Origin of the sequence: Ruegeria sp. HKCCD4315 (genome assembly GCF_013112245.1) — a bacterium.
Classification (GTDB): domain Bacteria; phylum Pseudomonadota; class Alphaproteobacteria; order Rhodobacterales; family Rhodobacteraceae; genus Ruegeria.
In genome coordinates this window covers 2,473,547-2,495,971 of sequence record NZ_WVRN01000001.1, presented here as the reverse complement: position 1 = coordinate 2,495,971, position 22,425 = coordinate 2,473,547, and the positions used below count along the sequence as shown (strand labels likewise).

Below are 22,425 nucleotides of genomic sequence, written 5' to 3'. Positions count from 1 at the left end.
CTCGATCTCCTGTCAAACGCGCACAAGCGGCAGGCGGCGGACGGGCTCACCCTTGAGGATACGCCAGGCGTTGCTGACGGCGGGGGCGATGGGCGGCGTACCAGCCTCACCAATGCCGCCGGGCTTTTCAGTGTTCACCGCAAGATCAATTTCGACCTCGGGCATTTCGTTGATCCGCAGCAGACGATAGGTGTCAAAGTTTTCCTGCTCAACGCGGCCATCCTCGGCAAAGGTGATCTCGTTGAACAGCGCTGCGCTGAGGCCATAGCCCAGCCCGCCTTCGATCTGCGCCTTGACCACATCCGGGTTGACCGCAATGCCCACATCGGCAGCGACCCAGACCTTGTGCACGCGGGGTTCGCCATCGACTTCGGAGACCTCGGCGATATAGGCGAAGTGCGCGTCATAGCTGGGATGCAGCGCAACGCCAAAGGCCTTGCCGTCGGCGCCTTGCACACCCCTCCAGTTCGCCATCTCAGCGACGCGCTCCAACACCCGGCGGTCGCGCGGGGACTTGTCGCCCAGCAGCTCCAGGCGACCCTGAACCGGGTCCTTTCCCTGGCCTTGCAGCACCTCGTCCAGGAACACTTCGTTCGCGAATGCATTGTGCGAATGGCCGACAGAGCGCCACCACAGATGCGGCACCTTGCTGTCAGTGCGGACCCAGCGGGCCTCGAACGCGCCGAAGTCGTAAGGTTTATGGATGGAGCCCTCGATCGAGAACGGGTCAACGCCGTTCTGGATTACCGCTTCAAAGGCCGAGCCGCCCATGATGCTTTCGGTGGCGAATTTGTTGAACCATCCGATAATGCGGCCAGTTTCGTCCAGTGCGGCACGGTGGCGGTGAACGACCTGCGGCCGGTAATACCCGCCCTGAATGTCATCGCTGCGAGTCCAGACCAGCTTATAAGTGCCTTCGCCCCCGGCCTTGGCAACATGTGCCAGTTCCTGCGCGAATTGCCCGTCATACTGCGCGCGCCGTCCAAAGCTGCCGCCGCCCAGAAGGGTGTTGATCTCAACATTTTCCAGCGGAATGCCGAAGATGTCCGAGGTGACCATTTGGTCGACACTCTGCATCTGGCTGCCCATCCAGATTTCCACAGCGTCGCCGCGGTTCTCGATCACACCGTCCAGAGCTTCGAGCGGTGCGTGGGCAAGGAAGGGCAGGCGGTATTCGGCTTCGATCACCTGAGCGGCGTTTTCGAATGCCGCGTTCAGGTCGCCATAGGTATCGGCAACGACGCCTTCACCATCGCGAGCCGCCGTGGCGACCTCTTCCAGTTGTTCTTCGGCCGAGCGGGTTTCCGCCTCGCTCAGGTCCCAGTCGATCAGCAGCGCATCGCGCCCCTTGAGGGCTGAATAAGTGTTTCTGGCATAGACCGCGACGCCGGTCGGGATTTGTTCTACTTTTTCAACGCCGTCGACCGCCAGAGCGGCCGAACTGTCCACCGATGCAACTTTTCCGTTGATCCAGGGCGAATGCGCCACGACGACCGTCAGCATGCCGTCGCGATAGACGTCCAGCGTGAACTGGGCCTCGCCCGTGGTCTTGATGGCGCTGTCAAGCCGGCGGATTTCTTCTTTGCCGATCAGATTGAACTCGGCCGGGTCTTTCAGCTTGGGCTCGGCAGGCGGTGTGCTTTCGCTGGCTGCAGCGACCAGTTCACCGAATTGCGCAGTCTTGCCGCTGCCGGTGTGGCTGATCACGCCGTTTGCGACGGTGATCTCATCAGCCGAAACACCCCATTCGCGGGCAGCCGCATCAACTAGCATGGCGCGGGCGGCGGCGCCGGCCTGGCGCATCTGGGTAAAGGCGTTGCGCACGGCGGTTGAAGCGCCGGTGCCCTGAATGCCGAATGCAAAGTTCTGATAGGTTGCGGTGTCGGCAGGCGCATGTTCGGCACGCATCTGCGACCAGTCGGCGTCCAACTCTTCGGCTACCAAAGTGGCGAAGCCGGTGAATGGGCCCTGGCCGAATTCGATGTGTTTGACGATAACGGTAACCGTGTTGTCTTCGCCGATGCGGACAAAGGCGTTGAGGTCAACGGGGCCGGTCGCGGCTTTTGCGGCCATCTTGTTGCCCATCGGCAGATGCGCCCCAATAATCAGCGCGGCACCACCGGCCAGAAAGCCGCGACGGGTGGGAGAGAATGCGGTCATGGATCAGGCCTCCAGCATCTTGGCAGCATTGTGGATCGCCTTGCGGATGCGCACGTAGGTGGCGCAGCGGCAGGCGTTTCCAGCCATCGCAAAATCGATATCTTCATCCGTCGGCTGAGGAATCTCAGTCAGCAATGTAGCAGCGGCAATGATCTGACCGGACTGACAGTACCCGCATTGTGGCACATCCAGATCAACCCAGGCCTTGCGCACCGCATCAGCCTCGGGGCCTTCCAGCGCTTCGATCGTTGTTACATCCGAGCCTTCCAGATCTTCGACCGGGGTGATGCACGAGCGGACCGGCATGCCATCGACCATGACGGTGCAGGCACCGCACTGGGCCACGCCGCAGCCAAATTTCGTTCCGGTCAGGCGCAGGTTGTCGCGTAACGCCCATAGCAAAGGTGTGTCACCCGGTACGTCGAGCGACACGTCCTTTCCGTTGATGGTCAGGTCCGTCATTTTGGGGAGGTCCTCTTTTTGGCTTGTCGTCAAGATTTTCAGCAGAGCTTCAGGTTTACAGCGCCTGGGGGGTCGCCTTTAGTGGTTACCTACATCTCGCAGGGGCAATCTATCAACCAGTATACTTTTAGAAACCTTAAAGACGGAAGTTATGCGTTCGAAGCTCATTGGGTAATCGCAGCGATGCCGCTAGGCGCTTGGAGGCAGGCAAACTTCTCGTGCATGTTGCATCCGGGCTCATACGTGGGCGGTTTGGGCGGATTCCAACCGCAAAGCAGGCTTTTCCAGCATTGGCTTCCAGTTGGGAGATCGGTCCGGGTCAAACACTGCGGCCGCACTTAGGTCTCGTTCCAGATTGCGTTTGGGCGCAGGCGCCTCGCTGAGCGCGTCCGCTTGCCTGTGGGTGCCGCGCGCGGATCGCCCCTACAGAGGCGTCGTCTTGGTGGTGTTAGCAGGTTCGTCGATGAAGACTTAGGCGTATCGCAAATCTGCGGCACTAATAGATATGTCGCTGTGCTTAGCTAGTGCCGCAAATTTATCTCGCCTGACCGAAATTAGCTTCTGATACGACCAAAGCGCGAATTTCTTTGGGTCGACATCTTTATCCCGGTCTCCAGCCTTTGCCGTATAGTCGCGCCAATATTCCGAAAGCAGGTCCGGAGAATAGTAGATTGGCTTTGGTTTCTCAACGTACCTCGCTATCAAGTTCTGGACGAGTTCGTCGTTCTCCCTCAGCGAAACGATAAGGAACCTTTCTTTCAAAGCAGAAAATGTGGGGTCACCAGCCGCAAACAATTCGCAGAACGACCCGCTTGAATCAGCCAGAACTGGCTGACTGGAATCCAGGCTAAGAAGGTCTTCGACTGCGGTGAGTTCAGCCTGCCTATGAAAGTTCTGCCGTTTCACATATTCGTTGAATTCAATCCCGCCTCTGTCTGGGTCTCCAGGCATCCCCAAATAGGAAGTCAATGGCGCAAGAGTGTCCTTGCACAATTCGTCGTCCAAGTTGAGTATGCCCAATTCCTGCAACTTGGACAGCATAGCTCCCTTGCTGACCTCGGCATTGAATGCATCAAGTATCTGCTTGCGCAAATACTGCCCCTGGATTTGGGCGTCTATCGACACATAGCGCCACGCCCCGGATTGGTTCAAAAAGCTCGAAAGGAGCGTCTTTCCAATTCCCGACATCCCGATCAGGAGGATGTCACGCGGTTCACTCAGAAGAGATTGAACTTCCGGGGTTGCACACGTCAGCTTCATGGTGTTGCGAATTTTCCATCAATCACACTTTGCACCGCTTCAACCGTTGGATCGACAGTTGCGAACTCTTCTTCGCGGGCAAACAAGTCTTCCAGCCGCGCCGGAGTTTCTGGGAATGTTCCAAGCGCTTCTTCAACTGCCGTCGGGAATTTTGCCGGATGGGCTGTTTCAGCGACAACAATGGGTCCGTTAAGCGTTGCCCTCAGCTGATCCGCCGCGAAGTAGCCGGTTGCCGAATGTGGGCAAATGATCTTGCCGAACTGCTTATGGATCTGGCGCATGGTGTTTAAGGCATCGTCTTTGCCGCACTTCATCGCGTCGAAGTCTTTGGTCAGTCTTGAATGCTCGGATTGCGAAAGTTCGTAAAAAGACCTCTCAGCGAGCTGCGTTTGCATGTCACGCGTTGCGTTCCCGTCGCGTCCTTTCAGAATCCACAGCATTCGTTCAAAGTTGCTGGAAACCTGAATATCCATGCTCGGCGAGATCGTCGGTATTGTCTCTGCCTTCGACATCATACCAGTCTCGAACAGCCGGGGAAGGACATCATTTTCGTTCGAAGTGACGATCAACTTCCCGATGGGAGCGCCCATTTGCTTCGCGATATAGCCCGCAAAGACATTTCCAAAATTCCCGCTGGGGACAGCAAAGTTCACGTGTTGGCCGTAATCGTTGTGGATTTTGACCGAAGCGTAAATGTAGTAGGACGTCTGAAGGAGGATCCGGGCCAGGTTGATCGAATTCACAGCCGTATAGCTATATTCTTTGGCAACTTCGCATTGATACAGGTTTTTGACTATGCTTTGGCAGTCATCAAAGTCGCCTCGAACGGAAATTGCCTGAACGTTTGCGGCTCCCAGGCAGGTCATCTGCTTGCGTTGAACATCAGAGACGCGGCCCTCCGGAAACAGAATTACTGCATTGGCTCGCGAACGTCCCGCAAAGGCATTTGCGGTGGCTGCGCCAGTATCTCCCGACGTTGCGCAGAGTACGGTCGCGCGTTTGTCAGTGATTGTGAGTTCCCGATCGATCGCTTCCGCCAAAGGGGCGAGGGCGTAATCCTTGAAAGCGAGTGTGGGGCCATGGAAAAGCTCCATGCTCCACAGCTGGTCATTCAGGCGAGAGAGGGGTGGGCCATCATTGCGTTCGAAACCGGCCAGCGCTTTTCTTATGCCTGTGGGGAAGTCGCACTGTTGCCACTCAGCTCCGCCAAACAGTGCCAGAACATCCGATGCAATCTGGTCGTAGGCCCGTCCGCCCAGCGTGGCCAATTCGCTGGATGTAAGTTCGGGCCAGGCCTCAGGCACGTAAAGACCGCCATCTTCTGCAGTTCCACGGCTTAGCAACTCTCGGAGGGATCGAGCGGGTGCGTTCCCGCGAGTACTTGAGTAGAGCATGGCATTTTCCAAGATTTCTAATATTGTGGATTTAGCAAGACCTCCATCGTTCGTAAACAAAAATCTAATATAGTGGAACTACGGAATGAACATACCTTCACCTACACCTGAAATTGGGAAAATTATGAAGGAAGCCAGGAAATCGCTGGGCTTGACCCTTGAGCGACTCTCTGAGCGTACAGGGGTGTCCCGATCGATGCTATCCGCCATTGAGAGGGGTGCCACCAACCCGACCTTTTCCATAGTCTGGGCCCTTTCTCAGGCACTTGGCGTTGACCTTAGCTTGCTTGAGGGCACGCCTGGTGGCGAGGATCCAATCGAGCATCTTCATCACTATTCCACGCCGATGCAGCGAAGTGCGGACGGTAAATGCGAGATTTATATGCTGAGCCCGCGACGCACTGTTCTTCCCGTAGAGTGGCACAGGCTTCTCATGAAGGTCGGAGCAGAGCTTGATTCAAAGCCCCACGCGCCTGGAACCTTCGAGCACCTGACCTGCCTGTCCGGCTCACTGTCGGTAACGGTCGCTGGACGAACTGTTCGGGCTGAGGCGGGCGATACATTGCGATACCGCAGTGACTGCAATCATCGCATTAACAACGAGGCGGATGGAGAAACGGAGGCCATCCTTCTCGTGGCTCAGCCGACTCAATATCAGGAACCTACAGCGTCAGTCTGAGAAGGCCTATAAAGTGTATTGACTGAATCATGGTATTTATCCAATATACCGCATCTCGTGCGGCATATTGGAAAACCAAAAATGAAACAGCGACTGGTACCTCCAAGTAATAGCGGACTTTTCCGTTCGCGGGCCCACGCAGGATTGAGCGACGAATCGCGGTCAGGTTTCTTTGCCTGCCGCCCTAAGCGGTAAATGACTTGAGGCGTAACGCCCAAACCACTCGTTCTCAGGCTTAACTCCGGCAATGAAGGTACTATCGGATGACTACTGATCAACTGGCCCAAAAGGCGCGCGGACGCCGAGGGCGTCGCCGTGATGGCGGGGCACCAGCTCCGGCAATCGTACAGCGCCCGTTCGCGCAGCTTAGGCGTTCCTATCCGGCCGTTGAGCTGATTTCGGATGATCAGGTTGAGCATATTCACCAGGCATCCCTGAAACTGCTTTCAGAAACCGGCCTGGACGTGTTGCATGATGACGCGCGCGCCGTGATGAAAAAGGCAGGGGCCGATGTCCGGGACGGTGAAGAGCGTGTGCGCTTCGATCCCGATCTGATCAACGAAGCCATTGCAAGCGTGCCGTCTGAATTCACACTGCACGCGCGAAACGCCCAGCACAACGTGACCATGGGCGGAAACAACATTGTATTCAACATGATGGCAAGCGCGCCGAATTGCTCGGATACGGATCGGGGTCGGCGCGCGGGCAATCAGGAAGATTTTCGCAACTTCCTGCGATTGGCCCAGATGCACAATGTTCTGCATGTGACAGGTGGATATCCGGTGGAACCCGTCGATATTCACGCGTCTATCCGCCATCTTGATTGTATTCAGGATTACATCACGCTGACCGACAAGGCCTATTGCATCTACTCACTTGGTGAGGAGCGTGTCTCCGATGCAATCGAGATGACGCGGATTGCCCATGGTCTGACCCATGACCAGATGCGTGATCAGGCCTGCATGTTCTCGATCATCAACACGAACTCTCCTCTGCAGCTCGATATTCCGATGATGCAGGGCGTGATGGCGTTGTCCGAGATGGGCCAGCCTGTTGTAATCACACCCTTCACGCTGGCAGGGGCGATGGCGCCCGTTACGATTGCCGGTGCCGTAACCCTGCAAAACGCCGAAGCTCTGGCGGGTGTGGCCTTTACCCAGATGGTGCGGCCAGGCGCGCCGGTGATGTATGGCGGCTTCACGTCGAACGTGGATATGAAGACCGGCTCGCCCGCGTTTGGTACGCCGGAATACATGAAAGCGCAGCATATCGGCGGACAGCTGGCGCGGCGCTACGGCATTCCGTATCGCTCTTCGAATGTGTGCGCGGCCAATACGGTTGACTCGCAAGCGGCATACGAGGCGGTCTTCTCGCTTTGGGGTGCCATCAATGGCGGCGCCAACATGCTGATGCACGGGGCAGGGTGGCTCGAAGGAGGGCTGTGCTGCTCGTATGAGAAGGTGATGCTTGATATCGACCTGCTGCAGATGATCACGGAATTCCTTCAGCCGGTTTCGACCAGCCCGGAAGACCTGGCGCTGGAAGCCATCAATGAGGTCGGGCCAGCGGGTCACTTCTTTGGCACTGAACACACCCAGGCGCGTTATCGCGACGCCTTCTATTCGCCAATCCTGAGTGACTGGCGCAACTTTGAGACCTGGCAGGAGGCCGGATCGCCGATTGCGATCGAGCGTGCCAACGCAGAGTGGAAAAACCGCCTTGCCTCCTACGAAGCCCCAGCCCTGGATCCGGCGATAAAAGACGAGCTTGACGCCTTTGTTGCCAAACGCAAGGCCGAGGGTGGCGCTGCCACGGATTTCTGACATTTGCAGGTTCGGCAGGACGATCGCGATGACCGGGATCGTTCTGCCGACCAGCAATCCACTGCAAAGAAGAGAACCCCTTTTCACCGAGATAGATGCTTTGGGTCAAAACGAGGAGTGTGCACCCAAATGCAGTCAGAGTGAAAGCTGAATTCCTGAGGAAAAACGAAATATGCCTACTATTCAGACCGACGAGTCCACAGGCGGAAAGAAACTGCCGTCGCACGCCAAAGTCGTTGTTATTGGCGGCGGCGTTGTTGGTTGCTCGATCCTGTTCCACCTGGCCAAGTTCGGTTGGAAGGATGCGGTCCTGCTTGAACGTGACGAGCTGACATCCGGCTCATCCTGGCACGCGGCCGGCGGTATCCACACCATCAGCTCGGATCCGAATATCTCGCGCCTGCAATCATATACGATCAATCTTTACAAAGAGATCGAAGAACTGTCCGGCCAATCTGTTGGTCTGCATCAGACCGGTGGCTTCTACGCCGCTTCTACCAAGGAATGGTATGACTACCTGAAGGGCGAGCGTTCGAAAGCGCGTTACATGGGCCTGGATCAGGAATTCATCTCGCCCAAGGAACTGGCTGAGCGTCATCCGCTGATCGATCCGGACCACTATCACGCGGTTCTGTGGGACGCGCAGGACGGCCATCTGGACCCGTCTGGCACGACCTACGCTTTTGCCAAGGCGGCCAAGGCGCATGGCGCCCAGTATTTCACCCACTGTGGCGCCACCGATATGACACAGCGCCCCGACGGCAGCTGGGACATTGTCACCCCCAAAGGCACGATCAATGCCGAGCACGTCGTGAACTGCGGCGGTCTGTGGGCGCGTGAGGTGGGCCATATGGCGGGCCTTCATCTGCCGGTTCAGCCGATGGAGCACCATTACCTGATCACCGAGCGCATGGACGAGGTCGTGAACTTTGGTCAGCAGCTACCGCACGGCATCGACTTTGAGGCCAACGTGTACTGCCGTCAGGAAGGGCAGGGCATGTTGCTGGGTACCTATGAGGCCCAGGCGACCCCGTGGAAAGTCGGCGGGACACCTTGGGACTTCGGTCATGAACTGCTGCCACCGGATCTGGATCGTGTGGCGGATCGTCTGGAAACCGCGTTCGAGCGTCTTCCGGCCATGGCCAATGCCGGGATCAAGGATGTGATCAACGGTCCGTTCACGTTTGGTCCTGATGGCAACCCGCTGATCGGTCCTGTTCCGGGCATGAAGAACTACTGGGTGGCGGTTGGTGTCATGGCAGGCTTCTGCCAGGGCGGCGGCGTGGGCCTAACCCTTGCGGAATGGATGATCGACGGCGAGCCATCCATCGATGTCTGGGCGATGGACGTGGCGCGTTTTGGTGAATTCGCGACACCGGACTGGGGCACAATCAAGTCGTCGGAAAACTACGAACGCCGGTTCGTGATGACCTTCCCGAACGAAACCCTGCCCAAGGGCCGCAAGCAGAAGACGACCGCGCTTTATGATCGCATGATCGCCAAGGGTGCGGTGATGGATCAGGGTTTCGGCCTCGAAAACGTACTCTGGTATGCCGACGGCCCGGAAGATGCGCACGAGGTTCCAACCTTTGAACGCAACCGGTCGCACGACTATGTCGCCCGGGAAATCAAGGCCGTGCGCGAAGCTGTCGGCGGCATTGAGATCGCCAACTTTGCCAAGCATGAGTTCAAGGGTGATGGTGTTCGCGAATACCTGAACCATATCCTAGCCGGCTTTGTTCCCAAGCCCGGACGCCTGGCGCTGACGCCGATGCTGACGCCCAAGGGCAAGCTTTACGGCGATCTGACGGTTGCCTGCCTGGCCGAGGATCACTTTATGCTGTTCGGTTCCGGCGCAATGCAGGAAGCACACCGCCGCTGGTTCGAAAAAGACCTGCCCGCAGGCATTTCTTATGCCAACGTTTCGGACGACTGGCACGGGATTGCCCTGTCCGGCCCGAAATCGCGGGACCTGCTGGCCCGGATCACCCGTGACGATGTTTCAGCCGAAGCCTTCAAGTTCCGTGACCTGCGCCAGACCTTTGTCGGCGGCGTGCCGGTGATCATCAACCGGATCAGCTTCTCTGGCGAATTGGGCTACGAAATCTATTGCAAACCGCAATACCTGATGCGTCTGGCAGACGCCATCGAAGAGGCCGGCGCCGATCTGGGCTATCGCTGGTACGGCGCGCGTGCGTTGCTGTCGATGCGACTCGAGAAGGGCTGGGGTGTCTGGACGATGGAATACCGTCCCGACTTCGACGCTGTCGAATCCGGCATGGATGACTTCATCAACTGGAAGAAGGACTTCGTCGGCAAAGAAGCAACGCTGAAAGCCCGCGATGAAGGCGTCTCGCAGAAGTTGGTGACAATGACCATCGACGTCGAGGGGATCGACGTGGCCCATGACGAGGCGATCCTGAAAGATGGTGAACCGGTCGGCTACGTCAGCTCGGGCGGCTATGCGCACCATGTCGGCAAGTCGATGGCGATGGGTTACGTCGCAGCCGAGTTCGCAACGCCGGGAACGACGCTTCAAGTGGAAATTCTGGGCAACTTCTACGATGCGCTGGTTCTGGCAGGACCAATCTACGACGCCAACGGCGCAAACATGCGTTCTTGATCAGGAGAAAAACCATGGGGCGGCCAGAGAAAGACATAGATGTGGTTCTAAGTGAACTTGTTGAGGTGAACCGCTTCGTATTCTTATTGATGCCCGGGTTCTCTGCATTGGAACTGGGATCCGGTATCGACTCTCTGGCCGCCGCCAACGAAGCATTGGGTAAGGCTTTCTTTCAATGGAAAACAGCCAGCGAAACAGGGGATAGCATAGAATCTTCTTCAGGGCTGACAGTGACAGCCGATGGCGCCTTGCCTGATGTACGACGTGGGGATTGCATCGTTGTTTGCTGCGCCTTTAATTCCCAAGACTACCCCAAATCCGGGAAGACTGCGGCCTGGCTACGGCAAGCCGCACGACTTGGAGCACGGTTTTTCGGACTGGGAGGTGGCGCACTGTTTCTCGCCCGGATCGGCATAGCGAACGAGGGGCGCATCAGCGCGCACTGGAGAATGAAGCCTGTCTTTGAGGAAGGCTATCTGGATCTGGAGCCTGCCTGCACAATTTTTGAAGAGACATCCAACATCGTCTCCTGTGGGGGGGGAGCCGCTACTCTGGACCTTTTTTCTTCCGTGATCCGCGAAAAGGCGGGCCCGGAAACATCCAGTCAGGTCGCTGACCAACTCCTTTGTGGCTCTATGCGTGATGGAAATTGTCGTCAGAGTATGTCCAGCCTTTACGGTTCGAAACACCGGAACGAAAAGTTGTCCAAAGCACTGAGCTATATGCAGGAAACCTGGGAAGAGCCTGTTTCACCGTCGGTTATCGCTCGTCAGGTTGGGATATCGACACGGCAACTTGAAAGGTTGTTTAGCCGATATCTGGGAATGACCCCAAAAACCTACATGATGGTTCTAAGGCTCGAGAGGGCACGCGTATTGCTGCAGCAAACCCAGATGCGCGTGATCGACGTTGCTACGGCCTGCGGATTCTCAACACAAAGCGTGTTCTCCAAACACTACAGAAGGCACTTCGGCATAGCGCCTCGAGAAGAAAAGGTTGTGCTTGCGCACTAGCTTCGGAGAACGGCGTTGCAATCAACTCAGACAACACTGGTCACTACGGAACTAAACTGTGTCGGCGGCAAAGCAGAACACAGAACGATCTCTTATGCCTTCGGTGTCCCGATCAACAATACCGCAGAAAATCGCACCCCGCTTACGACAATGGGGGGACTTCGCAGATCAAGCTATGAACGCAGCTTGAATGAAAGGCCGCGCAAGTCGGGACGCGGCTTTTTTTGCTTGCAATCAAGCGTCTGAAAGGAAAGCACAAAATGAACACCCATTACAGTGATCGGCGCAAGATTGACCCTAGCCAGGGCTTTCGTCTTGGCGATGGGACGGCAAATGACGGCGACCGGGTCGAGATTGGGCCGACCGCACTTGCCCATGCTGAATGGCGCGAGGCGGGGTTGGCGCTGCCCGATTTGACCGAGATGCGCAAGGCCCGCCACAAGCGCCTGACCGACGCCATCGTGGCCCGCGGCTATGGGGGTCTGCTGATGTTCGATCCGCTGAACATCCGCTATGCGACCGACACGACGAACATGCAATTGTGGAACACCCACAACCCGTTCCGGGCCTGCCTGCTCTGTGCCGACGGATACATGGTGCTTTGGGATTACAAGAACGCGCCGTTCCTCGCCGAGTATAATCCGCTCGTCCGCGAGAGCCGATCTGGCGCTGACATGTTCTATTTCGCCCGTGGCGACCGGATTGGGCCAGCGGCCGACGCCTTCGCTGCTGAGGTGGCGGACCTGCTGGCCACCCATGCGCCGGGCTATACACAGATCGGGATAGACAAGATCCAGCCTGCGGGACTGGACGCGATCCGCCGAGCGGGGCTGGAGTATCGCGACGGCGAGGAAGTCACCGAACGCACACGGGGCATCAAGACCGAGCACGAGTTACGCGCCATGCGCTGCGCCATTCATTCCTGCGAGCGTTCGATGGCCGCCATGGAAGAGTTCGCGCGCGCAGAAATTCCAAACGGCGGGGTGACCGAGGACGATGTCTGGGCCGTGCTCCATGCCGAGAACATCAAGCGTGGCGGCGAATGGATCGAAACACGGCTGCTCACCTCGGGGCCACGCACGAACCCGTGGTTTCAGGAATGTGGGCCCCGGGTCATCGCCGAGAACGAGATCCTCGCCTTCGACACTGATCTGATCGGGCCATATGGCATTTGCGCGGACCTCAGCCGTACATGGTGGATCGGTGACGAACTGGCGCCGAAACATATGTGCGAGAGTTACGCCGAGGCCGTCGAGCACATCCGCTACAACACGGCGCTCCTGCGCCCCGGCCTCCACATGGAGGAGCTGACACGCTCATTGCATGTGCTGCAGGACAAGTATCAGGCGCTGAAATATTCCTCTCCGATGCATGGTGTGGGCCTGTGCGACGAATGGCCATTGATCGCCTATCCCGACCGACTGGTGGACGGCGCCTTCGACGCCATTCTCGAACCCGGGCTGACGCTGTGTGTCGAAGCGCTGGTGGGTGAGGTCGGCGGCGACCACATGGTCAAGCTGGAGGATCAGGGAGTTGTGACTGAAAGCGGGTTCGAAACGATTTCGACCTACCCGCTCGATAAGCGCCTGATGGGAGAAACGGCCTAGCTGGCATTCGCAATATCCAAAGCCCGCCAGCAAACCCATGACACGGTCCGCTGACGGTTCGAAATTAGCATACAATGGAGGAAAGTATGAAACCACCTTTAGGCGAGTTGGACATTCCAGTTTCAGAGAGCGGCTTTTACGCAGGGTTCTCAAAGAACGTTGCCGTGTCCGCGAAAATCTTGGTGGGTTTGCTCATCGTGTGGGCCGTGGCCTTTCCGGAGAGTGCTGCAGAGACACTAGGAGCATTGAATGGCTTAATTCTGGCGAGCTTTAACTCTTGGTACATCTACGCGGTAGCGTTTTTCCTGATACTCTGCCTTGTTCTTGCGGCATTGCCGGCTTCCGGCAGACTTCGGCTGGGCCAGGACGATGAAAGGCCTGAATTTTCGAATTTCTCATGGTTTTCAATGATGTTCAGCGCCGGGATCGGCATTGGGATGCTGACCTTTGCGACGGCCGAACCGATTTACCACTTTCAGAACAACCCCCACGTAATTATGGGAGAGGTTTCCGCGCAATCGGTAGAGACCGTAAGGTCGGCTTATATCTGGTCATTTGCGCACTGGGGGCTATCGGCCTGGGCGTGTTACGCGATTGCCGGGCTGGGGTTCGCCTACTTCTCTTATCGCAGAAATCTACCACTTACGGTGCGCACCGCTCTTATCCCGCTTTTCGGCAAGTCGCTTTCGGGCCCGATTGGTCATGTCATCGATATCGTAGCCGTGGTGGCAACTATCCTGGGCGTTGCCCAGACCCTTGGCTTTGGTGTCGAGCAGTTTGTAGCCGGCCTTAACCGGATTGGTTTCGGTGACTGGTTGTTGGTGACCGGTGAGGGAGGAACACAAAAAGCGTCCTTTGCCGCCATCATCTTCGCCCTTGTGGTTATCATGGGTGCATCGACCCTGTCCGCACTTTCCGGTGTCGGCAAGGGGATCAAATGGCTCTCCAATATCAATATGGGGCTGAGCTTTTTCTTGTTGGCGTTCTTCCTGATTTTCGGTGCAACATTCTTTAGTCTGCAGGCCATGTTTGTCGGTATCTGGGATTACCTGCTGGCGCTGCCGGGAATCAGCTTTACCGTCTGGTCAGATGATGGAACCGAAACGGGCGCCGCACTCGCCGGCTGGCAAGGCGGCTGGACGGTCTTTTACTGGGCCTGGTGGATCGCGGTGACCCCATTCGTTGGTCTGTTTCTTGCCAGGGTTTCGCGAGGGCGCACAGTGCGCGAGTTCGTGTTGGGTGCAATGCTTGTCCCGGCAATGATGTGTTTCATCTGGTTCGCCTTTGTTGGCGGTACGGCCATCCACCTTGAACTTACAGGTGAGGCTGGGGGCTCGATTCTGGGCGCGGGAATCTCAGACCAGCTGTTTGCGACACTGGCCGTTATTCTCAACGACAATCTGACATGGGTCTTCTCAGTTATCGTTGTGGTACTTCTTTTGACATATCTCGTGACCACGGCAGACTCCGCTGTTTTGATCGTAAATACAATCAACGCCGCGGGCGACGACGGCCCGAAAGCCAAGCCTCACATCTATTTCTGGGGTGTCGCTCTGGCATTGGTGGTCGGAGCCCTGCTTGTCATAGGGGGCCTGGGAGCCATTCAAACCGCCATGGTAATTGCAGCTTTGCCATTCAGTTTGGCGATGGTTCTGATGGGCTTTGCACTGATCAAGGCGATCTACAACGATAGCCGAAGACTTGCCGAAGGTGTTCCGACCACCGCCCCGGCATCTGCTGCGGAATGAAACTTGATAGTGATGAAAGGACTTGGAGATGAAAACGAGTAAATCTTTTGCAGCTATCAGTGTGGCGTCCGCGGTAACTGCCGCCTCCACAGCCTCGGCGGCCGACATGGTCATTGGCGTCCCGAACTGGCCATCGGGGGAAGCCACCGCACATATTCTGAAGGTTGCCTTGGAAAGTCGGCTGGACTTGGACGTCGAATTACAGGACAGCACCAATGCAGCCATGTTTGCGGCTATGGATGCCGGAACCCTGCATGTGCATCCTGAGGTCTGGCTGCCCAGTCTTGACTACCTTCGGCGGGAATATGTCGACGGCCGAAAAACGGTTCAGGTAAAGTCCAGTGGCCCCAAGGGGGCGCAAGGAATGTGCGTGACAAAGGACACGGCGGAACGCACCGGTATCACGGATATCAAGCAGCTTTCCGATCCGAAAATGGCTCAGAAATTTGATAGTAACGGAGACGGAAAAGGTGAAGTCTGGATCGGTGCAGAAGGTTGGACTTCCACTTCCATCGAACAGGTCCGTGCACGTTCTTACGGCTATCACAAGACTATGAGCCTCCGAATCATGGACGAAGCCGACGCCTTGGCAGAACTGGGGGCTGCTGCCGGGCGGAATGAGAATGTCGTATTCTATTGCTATCAACCGCACTACATGTTCGAAGTGCACGACCTTGTTGTTCTGAACGAGCCAGCACACGTTAGTTCAAAGTGGATTATCGTGCCGCCCAACTCGATCCCGGGCTGGTTGGAGAAATCAACTGCCGGTGTCGCCTGGGATACTGACGATCTTCATGTCAGCTACGCGACCAGCCTGGAAAGCGCGCAGCCTGATGCCGTCGCAATGCTAAGCAATGTCAATTTGGAGACCGAGATGCTCTCGGAAATGTCCTTTGCCTTGGCGGTCGAGAAAAAGGACCCCGAGGCATTTGCAAAGCAATGGGTTGAAGACAATTCGGCTGTTGTCGACAGTTGGTTCCAGTAGTGACAAACGTTATCAAAAATGCTTCGGGCGGTAACGAATTCCGCTAGAGTGTTTGATACTCTTACGCCTTCCGGTCCAGAAGACCGGGAGGCTGGCAATGGTGTTGATCGGCTTTGCTCTGATCAAGGTAATCATCAACGATAGCCGCCGGAACGCAGTTGGTGTTACCTCTACAGTTCCGGATGCAGACCCAATGGTGGCCGAATAAAGTTTGAATAGTCACTGAGTGCCTACAGATCGTTTGTGGGCGCTCTTTCCGCATTCAATCGGTGGAGTGAAAGGTGAAACAATTTCGAGGCAGCTGTCATTGCGGTTCTGTAGAATTCACATTTTCGGTTCCGGACATCGATCATGCAATGCGATGCGATTGTTCATTATGTTCCCGTAAAGGCATGGTGATGAGTGCAACAGTGGTACCGCCTGAAGATATAAAAATCAGGTGTGAGCAGGGTGTTCTCTCAACTTACCAATTTGGCACAGAAACGGCGCGGCACTATTTTTGCAATCGCTGTGGAATTCATACATTCGTCGAGACGCGGCTGAACCCGGGCCACTATCGAGTTAACCTCGGATGCATCGATGAGTTGGACGCTCTTCGCCTACCTGAGGTAATCTATGACGGAAGAAATCTCTGACGCGACCAAGGCGCCTCTTGTGGTCAGAACATCTGAAATGCAATGACGTGGCCAACGATCTAGCTCCGAGATGAATTGACATATGTGTACTGGCTCGGCTGCCCGAAACTGAAAAAGCGGCCAAAGGTACTGGGTACTACGCGGCTTCAGATTTCCTCAGCACCAGAAAGGTCATCATCCCCAGCGGTGGAAGGGGCCTTTGCTCTTCGACGGCAAGCATATCCTCTTGCAGCACCGTCTCGATCTCGAAATCAGAATGCCAGCCGATTGTATTTGCCAGCGGGGCAAATATGCGTTCCATAGATGCAAGCAGCCCTCGCTTACGTTGGAAATGGTTGGTGATCACCACTCTGCCACCCGGTTTGCAGACCCTCGCTATTTCCGCCATCACCGTTTCCGGTTCCGGAACGACGGACAGCACATGCATCGCTGCAACCGTGTCGAAATGGTTGTCGGGAAATTCTATCGTTCGGGCATCCATTTGCACCAGTGCTTTGACATGCTTTAGTGACATGGCCTGAACCTTGTCGCGGGCCTTTTCTAACATGTCTTCGCTGAAATCGATCCCTGTCACCAGCGTCTCGGCCCCGTAATGTTCCAGGGACAGTCCGGTGCCCACGCCAACCTCCAGAACCTTGCCGGGACGCCTATTGATGTATTCAACCGCGTGCTGTCTCCCGACATTGGTGACAGCCCCAAACGTCCTGTCATAGACGGGCGCCCAGCGAGCGTAAGAGGTTTGAACGGCCTTGATGTCCATATCGAGTCCTTAACGGTTAGAAGGTAATTCCCTGTCGAGCCATGCCCAGGCGACCATTCCCACATACCCGACACAAAGAGCGATGAGCGTGGCCCAGGCAAATGTCAGCAGCGCCGCCCCCGCAACAGCGACACCGATGAGCAAAAACTTCACGTTCTCGCGAGAAATCCGCGTGGCCTTGAAAGACCATGTTGGTATGCGACCGATGAGCAGAAGACCGATGATCACCATGTAAAGGCAGATCAATACACTCGGCAGCAACGGGGCATCGGCGAAAGCGAAAGACAAATACATTGGCAACATGACCAGAAGCGCCCCCGCAGGGGCGGGGACCCCCTCGAAATAGGCACTGTCCTGATCACATGTCTCGGATTTGCTGCTCACATTGAACCGGGCAAGGCGCATGACGCAGCACACAGCAAAGAACAATACCGCAATCCACGCCGCGCTGGGTATATCCTGTAGGACCCAAAAATAGAGAACGAGCGGCGGAGCCACTCCGAAGTTCAGAAAATCTGCAAGAGAGTCAAGCTCGGCCCCCAGCTTGCTGTCACTGCTGAGTAGGCGCGCAATGCGCCCATCTAATCCATCAAGCACACAGGCAGCAATTATCAACTGGACCGCGAGTACGTAGTTACCCTGAACACCAAATCTGATTGCTGACAGGCCCGCGCAAATGGCCGTTATGGTCAGCGCATTGGGCAGCAAATGGATTAGCGCAAACCCGGTCTCTTCCTGTTTGGGGGGGTCTCCCATTGATCCGCCTACCTATTTTTCTTTAGACATAGATAAACTGGCAAGGACGGTTTCACCCGCAATCATCGTTTGTCCGACACGCACTTGTGGATCCACGCCATCCGGAAGGTAAACATCCAGCCGAGACCCGAACCGGATCAATCCAAATCGCTCTCCGGTTTTAAGCGCTTCGCCTGGTTTTACGAAGCAGACGATCCGTCTGGCCACTAGACCAGCAATCTGGACAACAGCCAGATCCTGATTGTTTGTCATACGAATACGCAAGCTGTTGCGCTCGTTATCAGCACTGGCCTTGTCCAGGGATGCATTGAAAAACTTGCCGGGGCGGTAGGCAACTGCGGTAATCTCCCCTTCAATGGGGGTCCGGTTCACATGACAGTTGAAGACACTCATGAACACGCTGACACGGGTGAGAGGTGTGTCGGGCATCCCAAGTTCTTTCGGCGGTACCGCAGGTTCGATCAGCGAAACCACCCCGTCCGCCGGGCTAACAATCAGGCCTTCTTCTGTCGGTGGCACACGTTCAGGATCGCGAAAGAAATAGTAACACCAAACCGTGAAGCCGACGCCAATCCAGCCCAGAATGTCGGACAAGAGAAACAGACCGACCGTTATGGCGGCAAAGATTGCGACAAACCTAATGCCTTCGGGATGCATCGGTTTGATGAACGTATCGCGCATGCGCATTGCAAGCTTTCCCTCAGGTCATTTGACGGCACTGTCATAAGTGGATTGGTGTGGAACGCAAGTGTGACTAGCGCGACCGGCGTCAATTGATATTAGGGTGTTACAAGTTGATGGGCACTATTTACAGCACCTCGGCGCTTAGGCTTCGGCCTTGTGACCGGTAAGCCAAATTATGCCAAGTTGAAGGGCGTGGGCCTGATTTCGGACCTAATAGTTCAGTATCCGCTTCAGCCCCAAAGCGGTCCTTCAAAACCGAGTTTGCAATGTCCGAGATGCGGACAAAACAGCCGTCGGCATCGCAGAAACAAATGTCTGCTCTATGCTGATGATTCAAATGGGGGGCCGCGATACATCGGGCAAACTTTGTGCCAACTTTTCGTACTGCAAAGTCGTTCTCAGGCGCTCATTGAGCTGTTTGACGACCGCGCTTCTTGCCTTCATTTTGTTTCCAGCAAATCGCTATAAGAGCGGCTTTCTCATCAAAACGAATGGTCCCTCCGGGTACGTTTGGAATTCCACAAATTCATAGCCGAGGGCCAAATAAAATTCTCGCGCGGTCAGTGAGGAATGAAGCATCATTTCCGGGATTGCCCTTTGTCGCGCCTCCTCTTCTATTCTTGCAACCAGCATTTTGCCCAACCCTCGCCCCTGGTACTCAGGGTCTACAAACATTGAACGCAGATAGTCATCTCTCAGACCCACCGTTCCAACGAGTTCGGTGCCCATGAAGCAAAGAAGAATTAACTCGTTTTCAATTCTTTTGGTGACCGGCTCCGGCTCAAAAATCGTGCACAACCTGTCGATTGACTTTTGATCGTAGTCCTTGAAATTTGAAACGCGAATTGTGCGTCGGATCAACCCACTGAGCGGAATTACATCGGCAACTGTTGCCTGTCGGATTTTGAGCGACGTCATCGCGGCAAACTTATCCCGGGACATGAGACATCGAGAAGCTGGCAGATACGACTAAGGCAGGCCGGAAGCACTTGGACTTCTCTATGTCTTTCACAAGAGTAAGCGGTTTCACAAAATTCATGGCGTTTCCTACCGGAATTATCGGATCAGATGATCCCATCACTATTGCAGACATTCTTTCGACGCGCAGCATCGGCAACATTGGGCTCGATGCAGTCATCTGAGTCTTTCCGTCAGATGACCGCTTGTGGTCGGAAAGTGGGCACGGAAGCCATTACCCACTGATCTAAAAAAAGTTCGGGCTTTCTCCTTGAATGGACTGGACTTCACGACGGTTCAGAGCGGTACTGTCTGTGTCGAATACGCCCGGGATCACTGGGCTCCACTCAGTACAGGGCGAGGAATAAACCTTTGCCCTCAGAGTGGAGAAACACGATGACAACACCAATTGCGGCAACCCAAAATTCGGACAGAAACACGAAGGTTGCCAAAAAGCCGACCCGCCAAAAGCAGCTGTACAAAATGCTGACGCGGAAGTCCGGCGTCACAATCGCACAACTTCAACAGACCTTCGGCTGGCAACCGCATACGGCTCGGGCGGCGATATCCGCGCAGCGCAAAGCAGGACGTGTGGTCGACAGGGCGGAGACCGACAAGGGATCGATCTACCGAATTGTCGAAATGCAGGGCAACCAATGAAAGCGGAGCAAAACGAAGATGTTTCGATCCAAATATCAGAGATCGAAGCCCTTGATCGCGCAGCGTGCCTCGACCGATGGCGAGAGACCTTCGGGCGCTCACCACCGAAGTATCTTTCGCCACAGTTCATGAAGCGGGTGCTAATCTGGGAAACGCAGAACAGGGCGCTGGGCGGTGTGTCTGTTAAAACCACCCGACGACTGAAGCAGATTGCAGCTGGGAAAACGTTGACCACGACCGCCAAGCCCGGTTCTCAGCTTGTTCGAGAATGGAACGGGCGGACTTACCAGGTCGAGGTCGTTGAGGGTGGGTACGTCATGGACGGTAAAACCTGGCGTTCGCTGTCAGCCATCGCCAAGTATATCACCGGCGCCCATTGGTCCGGCCCGCGCTTCTTCGGGGTCCAGTGATGCGCCGGGTCCGCTGTGCGATCTATACCCGCAAGAGCTCGGAAGAAGGGCTTGAGCAGGACTTCAACTCTCTGGATGCGCAAAGAGAGGCCTGCGAAGCCTACATCGCTAGCCAGAAGCATGAAGGATGGGAGCTGCTCCCGGATCGCTACGACGATGGCGGGATCTCCGGCGGACATCTCGAGCGCCCCGCCTTGCAGGGGTTGATGCAAGCCGTTGATGACAAACGCGTCGATCAAATCGTGGTCTATAAGATCGACCGGTTGACCCGCTCACTGGCGGACTTCGCAAAGCTTGTGGAACGGTTGGATCAAGCCGAAGCGTCGTTTGTGTCGGTCACGCAAAGCTTCAATACAGCGACCAGCATGGGGCGGCTCACATTGAATGTTCTGCTCAGCTTTGCGCAATTTGAGCGAGAGGTCACGGCTGAGCGCATCCGCGACAAAATAGCTGCTTCTAAGCGCAAGGGGCTTTGGATGGGTGGCAACGTCCCTTTAGGCTATCAGGCAGATGGCCGGACGCTGAAGATTGAGCCGGAGGAAGCGGCGACTGTTAAAGCACTCTATGATCTCTATCTTGAGCATGGCCTCATCCGCGTTGTGAAAGAGTGCGCAGACGCGACGGACCTCAGATCTCGGCGGCGCGTGCGTGGGGAAGGGCTGGTGTCTGGCGGTATTCATATTGATCGCGGGCATATCCATCATATTCTGAGCAACCCGATTTATGCCGGGCGGATTCGTCACAAAGGCCAAGTTTATAACGGTCAGCATCCTGCGATCATCGCGCCTGACGTCTGGGACCGGGTTCAGCAGATGCTGCAAGACGGGGCCGCAAAATCGCGAGGGGCCAAAAGCAAAGCCCGGCGATCCCTATTGGCTAGCAAGCTGTTCGATGAAACCGGCGACCGCCTGACACCCAGCCACAGCAGGAAGAATGGCACACGCCTGCGGTACTACATCTCCCACCGACTGGTGAAGGGCCGCAGCCAGAAGCATCCAGATGCTTGGCGTCTGCCTGCGGATGAACTGGAAACTTTGATCGCTGACGTCATCAGAAAAAACCTGAGCTGTCCGGATTTTGCTATAGCCCTCCTGCGGGACGTATCTGCCGCAGAGATCCCGGGCATCTCCACGAAATTGCAATCCATTCAAAGTGCGAAACAGTGCCTTGCTCTTGTCGCGCGAGTTGATCTCAAACCAGGCCAGGTGACTGTTCTTCTTGGCCACAGGGAAATAGCCGAGCAGCTTGAGTGCAAACTAGATCGGTTAGACATATCTGCCCTGTGCATCGAAGCTCCGTTCCGGATGCGCCGACGAGGAGTCGAGCTGAAGTTACATCTGGGAGACGCACCCTCGGAGGCGGATCTCACTCTGGTTCAGAACATCGTCAAAGCGCAGCGGTGGATGGCTATGATCAAGAGCGGAAAGACCTTTACCGAAATCGCAAAGACGGAAAGCACATCCAAGCGCCGCGTTCAGGATGTAGTCGATCTGGCGATGCTGGCGCCGGACATTCTCGACTCCATCGCATTAGGCGAACAGCCGGATGGCCTCACGTCTAACTATCTCATCAGGTCAGGCGTCCCGGCTCTCTGGTCTGAGCAACGCGAACGGTTTGCTAAGCTCTGAGCAAAACCTCTCCAAAATCTACCAAACTCGTACCGCCGAATTGGCAAACCGAGATTAAGGGCCGAAATCGGCCGTTTTTACTGCCTATCCCATGTCTCTGTCGAAAGTTGCTTGAGCCAAGGTGCGGAAATCACGCAGCAATATCGACGCAAACTCTCGTGAGCTGAAGATTAGTGAGTGG

Annotated in this window: 19 protein-coding genes; 11 read left to right on the top strand and 8 right to left on the bottom strand. The window is 56.0% G+C overall.

Going from position 1 to position 22,425, the window contains the following annotated elements; genetic code table 11:
• Positions 1-12 precede the first annotated feature (12 nt).
• The 4 genes from GS646_RS12405 to thrC form a co-directional block, all read right to left on the bottom strand.
• Positions 13-2,160 carry a xanthine dehydrogenase family protein molybdopterin-binding subunit gene (locus tag GS646_RS12405; RefSeq protein ID WP_171646577.1) on the bottom strand — a complete coding sequence of 716 codons (2,148 nt, stop codon included), beginning with the start codon at positions 2,158-2,160 and terminating at the stop codon, positions 13-15.
• 3 nt (positions 2,161-2,163) lie between these two features.
• Positions 2,164-2,622 carry a (2Fe-2S)-binding protein gene (locus tag GS646_RS12400; protein WP_171646579.1) on the bottom strand — a complete coding sequence of 153 codons (459 nt, stop codon included), beginning with the start codon at positions 2,620-2,622 and terminating at the stop codon, positions 2,164-2,166.
• A 471-nt stretch (positions 2,623-3,093) separates the two neighbouring features.
• Complete coding sequence (locus GS646_RS12395) at positions 3,094-3,882, bottom strand: hypothetical protein (RefSeq protein WP_171646581.1); 789 nt, start codon at positions 3,880-3,882, stop codon at positions 3,094-3,096.
• A complete protein-coding gene (gene thrC / locus GS646_RS12390; protein ID WP_171646583.1) occupies positions 3,879-5,288 on the bottom strand; it encodes a threonine synthase in 1,410 nt (469 codons plus the stop codon). The genes GS646_RS12395 and thrC overlap by 4 nt, the downstream gene beginning before the upstream one ends.
• A gap of 73 nt (positions 5,289-5,361) precedes the next feature.
• Here thrC and GS646_RS12385 point away from each other — a divergent pair, with 73 nt between their 5' ends.
• The 8 genes from GS646_RS12385 to GS646_RS12350 all read left to right on the top strand — a co-directional run bounded on the left by GS646_RS12385 (position 5,362) and on the right by GS646_RS12350 (position 16,389).
• A complete protein-coding gene (locus GS646_RS12385) occupies positions 5,362-5,955 on the top strand; it encodes a helix-turn-helix domain-containing protein (protein WP_170335125.1) in 594 nt (197 codons plus the stop codon).
• Between the two features lie 263 nt (positions 5,956-6,218).
• On the top strand, positions 6,219-7,778 hold the full coding sequence (locus GS646_RS12380; RefSeq protein ID WP_171646585.1) for a trimethylamine methyltransferase family protein: 1,560 nt from the start codon (positions 6,219-6,221) through the stop codon (positions 7,776-7,778).
• A gap of 172 nt (positions 7,779-7,950) precedes the next feature.
• The gene (locus GS646_RS12375) at positions 7,951-10,401 is read left to right on the top strand and encodes an FAD-dependent oxidoreductase (protein WP_171185213.1); all 2,451 of its coding nucleotides are present in this window, start codon (positions 7,951-7,953) and stop codon (positions 10,399-10,401) included.
• 14 nt (positions 10,402-10,415) lie between these two features.
• Complete coding sequence (locus GS646_RS12370) at positions 10,416-11,414, top strand: GlxA family transcriptional regulator (protein ID WP_170335119.1); 999 nt, start codon at positions 10,416-10,418, stop codon at positions 11,412-11,414.
• A gap of 260 nt (positions 11,415-11,674) precedes the next feature.
• The gene (gene dddP / locus GS646_RS12365; RefSeq protein WP_171646587.1) at positions 11,675-13,021 is read left to right on the top strand and encodes a dimethylsulfonioproprionate lyase DddP; all 1,347 of its coding nucleotides are present in this window, start codon (positions 11,675-11,677) and stop codon (positions 13,019-13,021) included.
• An 86-nt stretch (positions 13,022-13,107) separates the two neighbouring features.
• The gene (locus tag GS646_RS12360; protein WP_216600387.1) at positions 13,108-14,769 is read left to right on the top strand and encodes a BCCT family transporter; all 1,662 of its coding nucleotides are present in this window, start codon (positions 13,108-13,110) and stop codon (positions 14,767-14,769) included.
• 28 nt (positions 14,770-14,797) lie between these two features.
• Positions 14,798-15,754 carry a glycine betaine ABC transporter substrate-binding protein gene (locus GS646_RS12355; protein WP_171185207.1) on the top strand — a complete coding sequence of 319 codons (957 nt, stop codon included), beginning with the start codon at positions 14,798-14,800 and terminating at the stop codon, positions 15,752-15,754.
• A 356-nt stretch (positions 15,755-16,110) separates the two neighbouring features.
• Positions 16,111-16,389, top strand: a complete 279-nt coding sequence (locus GS646_RS12350) for a GFA family protein (RefSeq protein WP_174825542.1) — start codon at positions 16,111-16,113, stop codon at positions 16,387-16,389.
• Positions 16,390-16,525: 136 nt separating this feature from the next.
• Here GS646_RS12350 and GS646_RS12345 read toward each other — a convergent pair whose 3' ends face one another.
• From GS646_RS12345 to GS646_RS12330, 4 genes are all read right to left on the bottom strand, one after another.
• Positions 16,526-17,149, bottom strand: a complete 624-nt coding sequence (locus tag GS646_RS12345; protein ID WP_171185203.1) for a class I SAM-dependent methyltransferase — start codon at positions 17,147-17,149, stop codon at positions 16,526-16,528.
• A 9-nt stretch (positions 17,150-17,158) separates the two neighbouring features.
• Positions 17,159-17,905, bottom strand: coding sequence for a CDP-diacylglycerol--serine O-phosphatidyltransferase (pssA, locus tag GS646_RS12340; RefSeq protein ID WP_171646589.1), 747 nt, complete (start codon positions 17,903-17,905; stop codon positions 17,159-17,161).
• 12 nt (positions 17,906-17,917) lie between these two features.
• Positions 17,918-18,592: a phosphatidylserine decarboxylase gene (locus tag GS646_RS12335; RefSeq protein WP_171185201.1), complete on the bottom strand. Its 675-nt coding sequence runs from the start codon at positions 18,590-18,592 to the stop codon at positions 17,918-17,920.
• Positions 18,593-19,051: 459 nt separating this feature from the next.
• Positions 19,052-19,531: a GNAT family N-acetyltransferase gene (locus tag GS646_RS12330; protein ID WP_253746348.1), complete on the bottom strand. Its 480-nt coding sequence runs from the start codon at positions 19,529-19,531 to the stop codon at positions 19,052-19,054.
• Between the two features lie 411 nt (positions 19,532-19,942).
• On the opposite strand from GS646_RS12330, the gene GS646_RS12325 reads away from it, so the two are divergent.
• From GS646_RS12325 to GS646_RS12315, 3 genes are read left to right on the top strand one after another with little or no spacing between them, the layout of a single operon-like run.
• The gene (locus GS646_RS12325) at positions 19,943-20,206 is read left to right on the top strand and encodes a DUF3489 domain-containing protein (RefSeq protein WP_058279951.1); all 264 of its coding nucleotides are present in this window, start codon (positions 19,943-19,945) and stop codon (positions 20,204-20,206) included.
• Entirely contained in the window at positions 20,203-20,616 is a 414-nt protein-coding gene (locus tag GS646_RS12320; protein WP_170476725.1) for a DUF2924 domain-containing protein, read from the top strand. The genes GS646_RS12325 and GS646_RS12320 overlap by 4 nt, the downstream gene beginning before the upstream one ends.
• Positions 20,616-22,244: a recombinase family protein gene (locus tag GS646_RS12315; protein WP_171646591.1), complete on the top strand. Its 1,629-nt coding sequence runs from the start codon at positions 20,616-20,618 to the stop codon at positions 22,242-22,244. The genes GS646_RS12320 and GS646_RS12315 overlap by 1 nt, the downstream gene beginning before the upstream one ends.
• Positions 22,245-22,425: the final 181 nt, after the last annotated feature.